This window comes from Salinimonas profundi (genome assembly GCF_014750655.1).
Classification (GTDB): Bacteria; Pseudomonadota; Gammaproteobacteria; order Enterobacterales; family Alteromonadaceae; genus Alteromonas; species Alteromonas profundi_A.
Genome location: NZ_JABBXD010000009.1, coordinates 83355 through 95976 on the forward strand (window position 1 = coordinate 83355; position 12622 = coordinate 95976).

The 12622-nt window shown below is 49.2% G+C and carries 10 protein-coding genes; 6 read left to right on the forward strand and 4 right to left on the reverse strand.

All coding sequences use genetic code 11. The annotated features are described in order from the left end of the window. Positions 1-98 precede the first annotated feature (98 nt). Entirely contained in the window at positions 99-638 is a 540-nt protein-coding gene (msrA, locus tag HHX48_RS14475) for a peptide-methionine (S)-S-oxide reductase MsrA (RefSeq protein ID WP_191026144.1), read from the forward strand. A gap of 4 nt (positions 639-642) precedes the next feature. On the opposite strand, the gene HHX48_RS14480 is transcribed toward msrA, so the two are convergent. Further along, on the reverse strand, positions 643-1797 hold the full coding sequence (locus tag HHX48_RS14480; protein ID WP_191026145.1) for a hypothetical protein: 1155 nt from the start codon (positions 1795-1797) through the stop codon (positions 643-645). 240 nt (positions 1798-2037) lie between these two features. Between HHX48_RS14480 and HHX48_RS14485 the strand changes: the two genes are divergently transcribed. The 5 genes from HHX48_RS14485 (at position 2038) to HHX48_RS14505 (ending at position 6972) form a co-directional block, all read left to right on the forward strand. After that, positions 2038-3897, forward strand: a complete 1860-nt coding sequence (locus tag HHX48_RS14485; protein ID WP_450098944.1) for a DUF7800 domain-containing protein — start codon at positions 2038-2040, stop codon at positions 3895-3897. Between the two features lie 18 nt (positions 3898-3915). Continuing rightward, positions 3916-4455, forward strand: coding sequence for a flavodoxin FldB (fldB, locus tag HHX48_RS14490; protein WP_191026147.1), 540 nt, complete (start codon positions 3916-3918; stop codon positions 4453-4455). Beyond that, the gene (locus HHX48_RS14495) at positions 4455-5243 is read left to right on the forward strand and encodes a CLCA_X family protein (RefSeq protein WP_191026148.1); all 789 of its coding nucleotides are present in this window, start codon (positions 4455-4457) and stop codon (positions 5241-5243) included. Before fldB ends, HHX48_RS14495 begins: the two co-directional genes overlap by 1 nt. Positions 5244-5382: 139 nt before the next feature. Further along, a complete protein-coding gene (locus HHX48_RS14500; protein WP_191026149.1) occupies positions 5383-5790 on the forward strand; it encodes an ExbD/TolR family protein in 408 nt (135 codons plus the stop codon). Positions 5791-5961: 171 nt separating this feature from the next. Continuing rightward, a complete protein-coding gene (locus HHX48_RS14505) occupies positions 5962-6972 on the forward strand; it encodes a choice-of-anchor A family protein (RefSeq protein ID WP_191026150.1) in 1011 nt (336 codons plus the stop codon). A gap of 7 nt (positions 6973-6979) precedes the next feature. Here HHX48_RS14505 and HHX48_RS14510 read toward each other — a convergent pair whose 3' ends face one another. Genes HHX48_RS14510 through HHX48_RS14520 form a run of 3 tightly spaced genes read right to left on the reverse strand, consistent with a single transcriptional unit; the run spans position 6980 to position 12620 of the window. After that, the gene (locus HHX48_RS14510; protein ID WP_191026151.1) at positions 6980-9328 is read right to left on the reverse strand and encodes a cellulose synthase subunit BcsC-related outer membrane protein; all 2349 of its coding nucleotides are present in this window, start codon (positions 9326-9328) and stop codon (positions 6980-6982) included. After that, entirely contained in the window at positions 9328-10353 is a 1026-nt protein-coding gene (locus HHX48_RS14515) for a glycosyl hydrolase family 8 (protein ID WP_191026152.1), read from the reverse strand. The genes HHX48_RS14510 and HHX48_RS14515 overlap by 1 nt, the downstream gene beginning before the upstream one ends. After that, positions 10353-12620, reverse strand: coding sequence for a cellulose biosynthesis cyclic di-GMP-binding regulatory protein BcsB (locus HHX48_RS14520; protein WP_191026153.1), 2268 nt, complete (start codon positions 12618-12620; stop codon positions 10353-10355). Before HHX48_RS14520 ends, HHX48_RS14515 begins: the two co-directional genes overlap by 1 nt. Between the last annotated feature and the right edge of the window lie 2 nt (positions 12621-12622).

The following is a 12622-nucleotide window of genomic DNA, read 5'->3' on the forward strand; positions in this document are numbered from 1 at the left end:
ATTGAACCATGTTATACGAATTAATTATTTGCCCGGATGACTTGTGAAGGATTAGCTTAGCCTCCACGTTATGCGTAGAGAAAACAGGAGGGACAAAAATGGCAAATATTCAACAGGCAACCTTAGGCGGCGGCTGTTTTTGGTGTATTGAGTCAGCGTTCAACAGTGTTGAGGGTGTAGAGAGCGCACTGTCAGGCTATGCCGGCGGTGAGACCGACGATCCTACCTACAAATCGGTATGCTCCGGTACCACTGGCCATGCCGAAGTTGTGCGGGTAACGTACGATGCTGATAAGCTAAGTTATCGTGAAGTATTAGAAATCTTTTTTGCACTGCACGATCCGACTCAGATAAACCGTCAGGGCAACGATGTGGGACCACAGTATCGCAGCGTGATTTTTTACCATGACGATGCGCAAAAACAGCAGGCAGAAGCCATTATTGATGAAATCAATCATGAGGAAATCTGGCCTGACCCGGTGGTGACGGAAGTTGTTGAGCTTAACAACTATCATCAGGCAGAGGATTATCATCAGGACTATTTCAAAAATAATCCTCAAAACCAATATTGCGCGATGGTGGTAGCACCCAAGCTGGCAAAATTTAAAAAAACGTTTGCCGAAAAACTGCGCAAATAGCAGGTTACTGCCTGGCCGGCTCGCCGAACCAGTCGGCCTTCAACGGCGTTGAAAACAGCAGTGGTGCCATTGCTTCATATCGATTCTGATTGCTTTGGCACTGCACATTTTTCATGTAGTTAACCTTCCAGGGATCGTTGATCAGCCAAAGCGTTCCTTCCATCACGGTAATTCCCTCTATAGAGGCATTGTCCATCACCTCATCTGCCTCACACTCCTGGCTACCTGTTTCAGCGTAGAATCGCATGGGTACTCTGCGCGGCGCTTTCTTGCCACTCGGATCAAGGATCCATAACACATCATCGTTACGCGCCATGGCCAGTAAATAGCCTTTGTTGTGTGCCTCGTGATGATAGTATTCCAATGCATTAAAAGGGTGGTTACCGTTTTTCCACTGCGGCATCCGGATGTCCGGCTCGTTCACTGCGATAAAATCTGTGGTTTCCCAAAAGCCGTCATTCATTGTAACGCTGAAAATACGCGGCATGCCCCTGGCATCCTTTTCCAGTGCAAGATAGAGGGTGTTATCAGGGCCCAGCGCCATGCCCTCAATACCATCATTGGGAAAATCGCCCACTTTCATTTCGCGACTAAATTGCAACGGCCGCACCCGCGACATGTACAAATCCCCTTCGCTGGTACGCTCTATTCGCACCAACAGAGTCGGATAATCGGTAGAACCGGTATCTTTATATCGCTGCTGGCAGCGCGCTGAGAGCGCCCCGGTGCGAGTAGCATCTTCGGTGACGGTATAAAAAAGATTCGGATCCTGTGGATCGGCGACCAGAGCTTCAAGATCGGGCTCATCAGCCAGATAATTAGAAAAGCAGCTTCGTCGTACCTGAGTCCCGATACGCATTTCTTCTTTTTTTGCCATCAGCGTAGCACTGGCAGGGTCTATTACGTGAAGTCTGCGCTGCTGGTCGGCCTGAGCGCTGCCATCGGAAATCGACACCAATTTGCCCTGCCAGACCGATAAACCCGATGTTTGAGGATCCTGCATAATTTGCCCGTCAGCTTCACGAATCCAGCGCCCCTTTGCTGAAACTCTGTTATCGCCAGACGACTGTACAACGGTCTGTGCATTATCGATGTCAGGCTCGGAACACGCAGAAAGAACAAAAAGGCAGGCAAGAATAACTAATGCGCGAATCTTCATAAAAACCTTAAAAAACTGAACCGCTGGAAAACTGTGATCATCGCTTTTTTCTTCAGAACACACAAGTCAGTCACACAAATGTCATGAATCTACACCGCCTGCCGTCCTTTCTTATTGAAATTTAGTAACAATATTAACGTTATTGTCAGGTGACAGCACTGCTGTTCTGACGGTAAGCTTTCCAACACAATTTTATATGGTATTCAGGAGCCTGCTATCAGCGACACGAGTCTTCCCTGCATTGTGGCCGGACCCATTTTGCGCCAAGTGACTGAACGGTCAGTGACGGTGTGGATGATCACAACCCATGACCAGCCAGCGGACCTGACGGTTTCAGCCGAGGCGCCACTAAGTGGCCGGACTGAATCGCAGATAGTTCAGGTTGGCAGCAATGCTTTCGTACAATTGATAACCCTTGCTCTGGAAACTGACCTTACACCGGGTGAGCTCTATCGGTACCGCATCAACTTTGCTGATGAACAGATAAATGCCAGGTGGGACCAAGAGCGAACCGCATTACTGTACACTGATGATGAACAACTGAACTTTCGCTTTGACACTGAATTATCCGATGTACTGCACGGATCCTGCCGCAAACCCCACCATCCGGTGGATGATGCCCTGCTGCGGGTTGACCAGCTTATTGAACAGGAAAGACAGGGGCAAACTAAGCGCCCGGATATGCTCCTGATGACAGGGGATCAGGTCTATTGTGACGATGTGGCCGGCCCGATGCTTCAGGCCATCGAGCAGGTCGTCGACAAGCTTGGACTGTTTCACGAAGATCTTGACGGCGCCGTGATCGACAATACGTCACAACTGTCTGGTCACGAATTCAACTTTTATCAACGCGAAAACATTTTACCTCAGATAGAACTAAACACAGCACTGTCGAAATTGTTTTTCGGGGCAAAGAAAAAACCGGTTTTCACCTCAGTTAATGCACATAACCATCTGATTTCTTTATCAGAAGTCATCGCAATGTATATTCTGGTGTGGTCGGATGTACTGTGGCGTGATGTTAGTTTTGATAAAGATCGCGTACCTGATGCCTATCAGGACCAGTTTGCACAGGAGCAGGAGCAGATAGAAAAATTCGCTGCCGGCCTGCCACGGGTCAGACGCGCGCTGGCACATCTGCCGGTGTATATGATCTTTGATGATCATGATGTCACTGACGACTGGAATCTTACGCGCGGCTGGGAAGAACAGGTCTATGGTAATCCACTTTCTAAAAGAATGGTGGGTAATGCGTTGATTGGTTACTGGCTTTGCCAGGGCTGGGGGAATCAGCCTGCTGCGTTTGATGATATTGTCAGTAAGGCGGCTGAGCAGTTCACAGCAAATGGACTGATGGAACATGATGCATTTATCGACACCTTGTTTGAGTTTGAGCAGTGGCATTACACGCTGGCGACTTCACCGCCGGTGTGTGTTCTGGATACCCGCACCCGGCGCTGGCGCTCAGAATCCAGCCTGGATAAACCTTCCGGCTTGATGGACTGGGAAGCATTATGTGAATTTCAGCAGGAAATCATCGGTAAACAGTCTGTGATTGTGGTGTCAGCCGCCCCGATCTATGGGGTGAAATTTATAGAAGCCATTCAAAAGGTCTTTACGTTTTTCGGCAAAGCGCTGACAGTGGACGCTGAAAACTGGATGGCCCATAAAGGCACCGCCAATGTTATCCTGAATATTTTCAGGCATTATAAAACGCCACCGTCCTTTATTATTCTTTCAGGCGATGTGCATTATTCGTTTGTGTACGATGTCCGTTTGCGATTCCGGCGAAACAGTCCGCATATCACCCAGTTTACCTGCAGTGGCCTGAAAAATACGTTTCCTGACAAATTATTGAAGAAGTTAGAAACACTGAACCGGTGGCTGTATAGCCGCCACTCGCCGCTGAATGTATTTACCCGGCGCAGAAAGATGTCGGTCCGGGCACGGGAAATTGATACCAAAGGAGCTGATACATTGCTCAATCACAGCGCGGTGGGGCAGCTTATTCTCAACCAGGATGATGAACCCGCGGTATGCAGGGCTTTGTGCGCAGACCAAGACACGATAGAATTTCCGCCACACCATGACGATGATTAAATTAAATAAGGTATCACAATGAGCGAACCTGCCCTTTCCATCGGCTTATTTTACGGGTCGACTACCTGTTACACAGAGATGGCAGCGGAGAAAATACAGGCACAACTTAATTCGCTTTTCGATGAGCAGATTGTCAGTATTCACAACATTCAGGATGTAAATCTTAAACATTGTGAAGACTACGATATCATCATTTTTGGCATATCCACCTGGGATTTTGGCGAACTACAGGAAGACTGGGAATCTCATTGGGAGGATGTGTATAAACTGGCATTGCAGGATAAAATTGTCGCGCTGTATGGCTTAGGTGATCAAATCGGCTACGCTGACTGGTTTCAGGATGCACTGGGCATGTTGCATGACGCGATTGCGCCAAGTGGGTGTAATATCATTGGCTACTGGCCGAATCAGGGCTACGACTTTGCCGAGTCAAAAGCGCTCACAGCAGACAAAAGTCAGTTTGTGGGACTGAGTCTGGATGATGAGAATCAATATGATCTGACAGATGAGCGCATTCACAACTGGTGCCACCAGCTACTTGAGGAAATGGGTCAGTAGTGCACCAGCCAGGCCGACTTCATCGTGAATATTTTCGCAACGGGCCTTCACACCGCGATGGTGCTGATGTCAGTTTTAATGACATTCGTAAGCTGTTTAACTTTTCCAGCATCACCATAGGGCGCTGGGTTACCGCCGCTGAGCAACAACTGGCCGCGAATCTGTTTTTTGATGCACTGTATGACCTTGCTGATATTCTGCAGGTCCGGGAGCCGGTTATTTCGTTAAACGGCACGCTGGCGCTGGCCTTTGGCAGTGGCGGGCAAAAACACAGCAGTGCACACTATAACAGCCAGAAGCGGCAACTGGCGTTGGCTAAGAATGCCGGCGGTGGCGCGCTCGCCCACGAATGGTTTCATGCATTTGATCACTATATCGCAGGCAAAGTATTTCCCGGCCTGGATCACGGCCATTTTGCCTCTCAGGCGTGGGTGGACGATGCCCCCCATACCGCACACCCACTGAATAATCAGTTGTGTGCCTGCTTTGAAACCCTGTTTTTAGATCCCCACGGATCGCCCAGTGCCTATCTTAAACGATCTATAGAAGCTGATCGTGCGTTAAAAATGTATTATTATGCTATGCCGCAGGAGATGGCAGCACGCGCGTTTGAAGCCTGCATCCAGGATCAGCAAATTAAAAACGCCTTTCTGGTGCAGGGCACAAAAATGTCCACTGAGGCTAGACTTGGCATTTATCCTCATGGTAATTTGCGAGCTGAGGCGAACCAGCGCTTAATGACATACTTTTATCAGCTGGGAATGGCGACAGCCAGAAAGCCTACCTGACGGCGCGAAGATAACAAAAAGTGGCTGCAGGCCAGGAACGAGTGTTAAACAGACACACAAGTTTTGACAAAAAGGTTAAAATCTTTGGTCACAAGCAGTATACTAGTGTGTTCAAACTGTAGAGAAGAAAGAATACAAGATGAAAAGAAAAAAGCATACATCTGCTGAGGACGAGGCTCAGGTTGACATGACGCCCATGTTGGACATTGTGTTCATCATGTTGATCTTCTTCATTGTTACCACGTCTTTCGTTAAAGAGAAGAGCCTTGATGTTAACCGTCCTGAAGACAATCAGTCGAATAACAACAAGCCTTCTAAGTCGCTTTCAATTCGTATTGACGAAACTGGTCAGATTCTGATGGGTGGCCGTCAGGTTGACGTTCGCCGCGTTGTTGCTAACGCGCAAACCTTTCTGGCTGAAAATAACACTGATACAGCGGCTATTCAGGCCCATGAAGATACCGAGGAAGGTATCGTAGTTGAAGTGATGAACCAGGTTAAAATAGCAGGCATAGACAAAGTGTCTGTATTGGTTAAGAAAGACTAACCCCGTCTTTTAGTTAAATAAGCGAAAAAGCGCAGCATTGGCTGCGCTTTTTTTTTGGTCAGTATGCAGGTTCATCTAGTATTTCATCAGCTTAACGCTTAAAATCAAAGCAGTTTATATTTTAAACACTCTTACAATTACGACGAAAACATTGAGTGTCACGGAGCAGTTATGAAAGCAGTTAAGCAAGGGATTATCTCTGCCACACTTATACTAACCTCAATTCCAGCTGTGGCGGGCCCGTTTTACATTGGTCAGGCCGCCGATTTCAACGCCTATATCATGGAAGATATGCAGGGTACTCACTCTGATGTCGAAGGCCGTCTTGCTGTTGGCGGAAACCTTACGCTCGATAATTATGGTTTGGGCCTGCAGCTTAACAATCAGGGCAGCAAACCGGTTCTCGTCGGTGGCGGTGATGCAAAAATGCGTAATTCGCGCGTGTATAACGGCGATGCGGTTGCCGCGGGCAATATTGATATTGATGAAACCGTCGGGCTCTACAACGATCCTGACACGCACAATACCAATGCGTTCTATCAGGAAGATAGCTTTGATTTTGCTGCAACCAACGCAGAGGTCCTGTTCAAGTCCTCATTATGGGGCGCTTACAGCACTAACGCAGAGGTAGAACTTGGTATTAACGATGCAAACGAGCTATGGGGACTGAATTTCAGCGGCACAAACGATATCAATGTGTTTTCAATCGATGCGCAAACCCTATCGTCTCCGAATAAGAAAATCACCATTGATATCCCTGATACCAGTTACGCCATTATCAATGTGATGGGTGAGGCTGTAGAGCTATTTAATACAGGCTTCCACCTGCCGGATGACCAGAAATTCCCTGACAATGACTCTAATGGCGAGCAAGAAGATCGCCATGCGGGATTATATAACGAACGGGTATTATTCAACTTTGTTGATGCGACATCGCTGGTGATGAATGGCATTGGCTTCAAGGGCAGTATTCTTGCGCCGTTAGCTGATGTTACCTTTTCAGATGGGCACATAGATGGCAATTTGATTGTTAAGAGCCTGCGTTCTGCAGACAACGAAAATACCGGTCAGATTAACAACTATGGTTTTGCCGGATTTACCTCAGTGAGCGAGCCTGCCACCGGTTTGATCCTGGCGTTTGCCGCCCTCTTTTTGGTGCGCCGCAGCAAACGAGCAGGCTGATAAAACGTTAGAAAACATATCCTGATACAGCGGCATCATTTAATAACAGGGTGTCGCTGGTCACGCCTGCGGCATGCCCCGCATGCCAGCGAAGTTCCAATCCCGCCCAAACTGCCTGATATTCTACGGCATATGCTTTTTGTACGTAGCCAGCCACCAGCCAGTGGGGCGACACTTTGTACTGCCCTTCAAGGGTAAACTGACCGGCCAGACCGCTACTGGTCGAAGCGGGAATAGTGGTACTGGCAGTATATGAAAGTGATGCAGGAAAGCGCTCTGCACGCTGTTCGCGGATCCAATTATAGCCTGCGTTCACCGAAGCTTTTACCTGCCAGTGCGCACCTTCGTTTGTCAGCAGTTCGGTATGTATTCCTGTGGACCACAGATCCTGGGGACTGAAATATCCACCATGACCGCGGGTAAAACCGGAACGGTTTTTCGCAAACCCTTCCCAGCTTACAAACGGACCGATACGCCAGTAATCAATTCTGTCAGATGCCGCATCAGCAATATCGTAACTCAGATCCAGCCGCACACCGCTATGCTGATTACTGGTGGTAAAGGTGCCTTCATAAGTATCTGCGACACCACTTACCGACAGCGCAGTATTATCGGCAAGCAATCTGGAATAAAGCCCCCGCACCCCACGCTTATGCACACCGCCGAATGCCTCATCACTATATTCAAAAAAGGCAGAGCCCATACTTAACAGGCTATCTTCGACACGCAATTTATAAACATTAATGGCGCTCACTGCACGGTCAGAAAACCAGGTACCGGACAACTGCCCCGTGGGTTTGGCCTCAACGGGCTGTGAAAAAAGCGCATAGTTGAGCTCGCCGTAAAGGGTTAGTGCCCTGGCCTCGTACTGAATACTGCTATGCAGACCGGTATCCTCGAACCCCGTGATCCCTCCAAAAACATCCGATACCTGTCCATCACCGAACCAGCTGTCTGCAGCAGGCGCCCCGCTGTAAAGCTGCTCATAATCCAACCTTATATCCCAACGCAGTCGGTCAATGACGTCGGTGATCCCAATGTTGCCGCGTAAAATATCAAAATTCCCCAACCCTTGCGCACCGGAGCGCTGGCGACCACTGCTACCGGCGTACACAGATAGCCCATAATCGTGTGGTGTGGCATTAGCGTCATCGTCATCCATTGCTGCCAGCAGAAATTGCTTTCGCTGCCAGGCTTGTTGATGATGCGTTGCCTCGAGCAGCGTTTTGACTGCGGAAAAGCGTTGCATCAGCGAGTCGTGTTCACTCTCTGGCGCCGCCGACAATAACGCATAAGCGAAATCCTGATTATCGGGCTGCGACGTCAACAACGCTTTAAAAGACGCTACCGCTTGTGCATGTTGCCCACTTTTTAATTGTGCCCACGCCCGAAGCTCTGTTTCTCCCGGGGTGAGTGCTCGGATTTGCTCAATGCTGTTGGCTGCGTTAAGACTTTGCTCAAATGCATTACGCTGATAACGTTCTGATTGCTGCAGTGACCAGTAACTGGCGCAATGCTCCCGCAGGGATTGATGCTGGTCTTGTGAACAGGCAATTTCTGCCGCTTTGTCAGTCTTGCCGAGTCGTGAAAGTGCCAGCACCTGGCCTTTGGTAAAATTACTGAGTGTAAAATAAGTCAGAGCCTGGTCGAATTTCTGCGCATTATAAAATTCCCAGCCCGCATTTGTTATTTGCTCATTCAGGGGAATATCTGAATAGCTTTCTCGTATTTTTTTTATCCGGGGGATATCGCCTTTACGCAAAGCTGCATCAAGCAGACCGGTGACAGCCAGAGTACGTCCCTGCATGTTTGAATCTGACGGCGATAACCGTTGCGCACGGGCAAACTCACTGACCGCTGAAAAATAGCGTTGCTGCAACAGAAATGTCCAGCCCAGTAAGGCGTGAAAATCTGCATTTTTTGCTTCGTTTGCTTCTGCCACTGCGCGCTGTAAAAAGCTGGTATCGACCTGCTTTCGCTGCGCTTCGCTCATCGACGCCAGCTGAGAAAACAGGGTTGCTGCAGGCTTGACTGATGTGTCATTGTCAGCGACCACTGCATCGGTGTTCGGTTTGCTTTGCAAGGCGGCCAACGCCTCAACAAGTGCCTTTGAAGGCTGCCAGTCCGGATGTTCTGCCTGCAAACGAGCAAAGGCCTGATTTGCATAGTTCACTTCTTGCTGGCTAATGTGGTACCACACGCCAGTAGTGTCAGGCGCATCCACGGGTGTTACCTGCGGTGCGTTGGTCACCTCTTTTGGACCAACATTGTCATGCTGATAGTCAGTGACCACCTGGGCGCCGGTTGATGTGCTCAGAAACCCGACAAACACGGTCGTCGCATATCTTTTTATCATTAACGCTGAGTATCCAGCAAAGCCAGTTCACTGAGCATTATCAGGCTGGCAGAATAATAGTCCTGCTCGTTACCCAAAGCATAAGCAGGGCGTCTCGGTGCCTGACCAGCACGGTACGCCACTACACCAGCAACGGCCTGCATACCAGCCGACCACTCATATTGCGCTGTTTCTCCGGTCTTTACATCTACCGTTGCAGGCACTGACGCCTGATCGTAAAACGCTAAAAACGGGGATAATACCCCGGCATCAAAGTCGTTTTGCCACACCAGATATAACGGGATCCGGCAAGCATTGTAGCCATATAATGTGTGCTGCGAATTATCGGGGGTTAACTTACTTTGCGAAAAGGTCATCCAGTCTGTAGGTAGCTTGTGCTCGCCCCACCGGGCCTGACGAACCAGCCTTTCACCCTGCGCCTGCAATGATTGCCAGATGGGTTGTCCTGTTAATGTATAAAAATCATTAAAGGCCGGAAATACCCAGTAGCTCAGATTAAGCTCCACATGTTCGCTGTGCAGAAAGCCCTTCTCACCGGGTAACAGCAGAAGTGTGTTGTGTCGCTTTACTACCAGCTTATCTTCAATAGCATTGAGAATCGTAATGGCCCGCTGGCGATAGGTCTGGCTGTCCCATACCTGAGCGGCTCGAAGCAGCGCCCACGCAATCAGAATATCACCGTCAGTGGCGTTATTCGGGTCATCCACACAGGCTGCGTTATGTTCAGGACATGGCCGGTAACGCCAGCTGAACAAACCATCATCTCGCTGCAACGTCTGCTGGGTCCAACGCCACATCTCATCGAAGCGCATTTTATCACCCGCTGCTGCCGCAAACAGCATGCCGTAGCCCTGCCCTTCACTGTGTGAGACATCATCATTGCCCGTATCAACAATTCTGCCTCGTTCGTAAAAGCGTTCGGCAAATACTTCCCAGTCTTTGCTAAATGGCGTCTGCTGTTTTTCGCTACAACCGAAAGACAAGAGCATCACAGTTAAGGCAAAGACAGAAATAAGCTTTTTCATTACCACTGCTCCGTCATCGCTTTATTTCTGCGGCGCAATAACAAAACAGCAATGAATGTACTGATAATAACAATCAATGCAACGACCACCAGCCAGTACCAGGGATTATTAGATAGCCACATACGTAACGATAGCCAGCTATTTCCTGCTTCACCTATTTCAAACTGCTCTGCCACCTGCATAGCCAGTAGCGGCTCCTGCGCATCCTGCCAGCTGAAAAAGTCCCCGGCCAATTGCCCCCAAAGACTCAGGCTTACCAGTTCATTAATACGGGCAGCCATCAGCTCTGGCGTTTGGGTGGCGATGATGTAGACATTGCCGGTGTTCTCAGCGGCCGGGTTTTTCTCTGCAATCAATACCGCCATGTTTTCCAGCCCGCTTTGCTGGGTAGTTGCGCCTTTCGTAAGAAGCGGTGCATGATTTTTATCATCTGCCACCTTGCGAATACGGTTGTGTAATTCGTTTTGTAGCCGGTAAGGCCAGCGCTTCGTAGCAGTCAGAGATGTCGAATAATCCGTTGCGAATCTTTCCGGTAAGGCGTCAGGTGTACTTAGGATTATTGCGTTATCAGTCAGGTTCTCCTGAAGACCTTGCTCGATGCTGATGGCAGGCAGTGGTACACCGGCAACCTGCGCTAATTTCGCCGCCAAAGTGAGCGCTGCACCGGTCATGCCTTTGTCATTCACGTAAATAGAAACAGGCATAGTGTTATCGCCTCTGGCAAACGGGAAAGCCGTATCTCTGAATAACGCCAAATCCGGTTGCGTGGCCACCTGTCCGGCTTCTGGCAATGCAATAGCCGAGCTGTTTCTGAGCTGAAAAATCAGGTGAGAGCCGCTGATATCATCACAGGCCTGACCGGTAACGGGCGCCCTCATCACGACGTCGAAATCGATGCGGTTTATGCCGCCGCGCAGGTGCCGCGCGGGAATTTCCAGCTCATAATTGCGAAAAAACTCGCCATTGGGATTCGCCAGCGTTAAACCGTGAACCAGCTCTCCGTTAACCAGTATATTCATCATTGAGCCGGGCCCGAATGCAGCGCCATAACCAAAATCCAGATTAAGTGAAACGCTGGCATTTTCAGGGACATAAAAATCTGCCGGCAAATAAAAAGTAAGCGGTTGAGAAAAACTGTCCTCACCGCGCATCACGATATCGCTGTGGCCGATCTGCGCAAACGTATATTCCTGACCAGGGCGAAGTGACCGGTCAGAAACCGTTACCAGACTGCTATCATTTACCCGCATTGCAAGTGCGGCTCCCGGATTCAGCGCATCATCCATCACCCCCAGTGTCAGTGCTGCCTGCCTGACCTGCTCTGCTGTTTCGCCAGTTACAATTAATCGGGTAGCCTTAGCTACAATTGTTGATTGCCCACTGTTTACGGCGGGCGTCTGATCCATCGCAATGAACGGACCAGAAATACGCTGATATAACGCTTTACTGAGAAACGGCTCCAGCGCTGTATTTGTGCCGATTAACACATGAAGCTGATGGGGCTTAGCATCAGATATATACCAGCTACTTTCACGATAGCGCTGTTTTAATGCGTCATTCCATTGTTCGTTTTCTGAGAGGTCAGGAAATGAGACCTGTTTGTCTGCCTGCTGATAAGAAACGCTCAGCGGTTTGTACTGATTGCGCAATGCCAGTGCCTGCGCCACGCCGGGTAAACTGTGTGTGAAAACATCCTTGTCATCGTCTTCAACAGTCACCAGAGTGACAGTTTGCTGGGCCCCGATGCCCGGAGAAAAATAGCCTGATAAGTCCTGTAAAACCGGCACTGTCTGCGCACTCTCAGTTTTAACTGACAGCATTGAATTATAAAGGTTTATTTCACTCCATAATTCAGGCGCCCCACCATCCACACACTGATTGGCATAATGCTGACTGACTGCGAATGTTAGATTGTTGAAGCCGGCTCGCCACAGGCTGGCCGGAATATTAACCTGTGAGTTGATAGCAGGCCGCTCTGGATCCAAATGAATTTGGCCGATGGTGGCATTGTTGAACCGGACATTTAGAATTGACCGGGACTTAATTAATGCTTTGGAGTTAACCGCATCAATACTGATAGTGGCACTTTGTACCGTCTGACCAGCGGCCAGGGGCACTGATAACGTTGCGGTCGCCTGCTTACCCTGCAAGCGTAACGTACTGTCTCCGGGGTAAAAAGAAGAGAGCCGCGCCTCTGAAGTTTGTTGCGCGTGCGCTGTAAAGGCCAATAGTAGGGCTACCAGAGCGCCTGTCAGAATTGTTTTCATTT

Coding starts and splice junctions, on each gene's coding strand:
- HHX48_RS14520 (WP_191026153.1), bottom strand. CDS start 12,620: ATGAAAACAATTCTGACAGGCGCTCTGGTAGCCCTACTATTGGCCTTT.
- msrA (WP_191026144.1), top strand. CDS start 99: ATGGCAAATATTCAACAGGCAACCTTAGGCGGCGGCTGTTTTTGGTGT.
- HHX48_RS14505 (WP_191026150.1), top strand. CDS start 5,962: ATGAAAGCAGTTAAGCAAGGGATTATCTCTGCCACACTTATACTAACC.
- fldB (WP_191026147.1), top strand. CDS start 3,916: ATGAGCGAACCTGCCCTTTCCATCGGCTTATTTTACGGGTCGACTACC.
- HHX48_RS14480 (WP_191026145.1), bottom strand. CDS start 1,797: ATGAAGATTCGCGCATTAGTTATTCTTGCCTGCCTTTTTGTTCTTTCT.
- HHX48_RS14510 (WP_191026151.1), bottom strand. CDS start 9,328: ATGATAAAAAGATATGCGACGACCGTGTTTGTCGGGTTTCTGAGCACA.
- HHX48_RS14515 (WP_191026152.1), bottom strand. CDS start 10,353: ATGAAAAAGCTTATTTCTGTCTTTGCCTTAACTGTGATGCTCTTGTCT.
- HHX48_RS14500 (WP_191026149.1), top strand. CDS start 5,383: ATGAAAAGAAAAAAGCATACATCTGCTGAGGACGAGGCTCAGGTTGAC.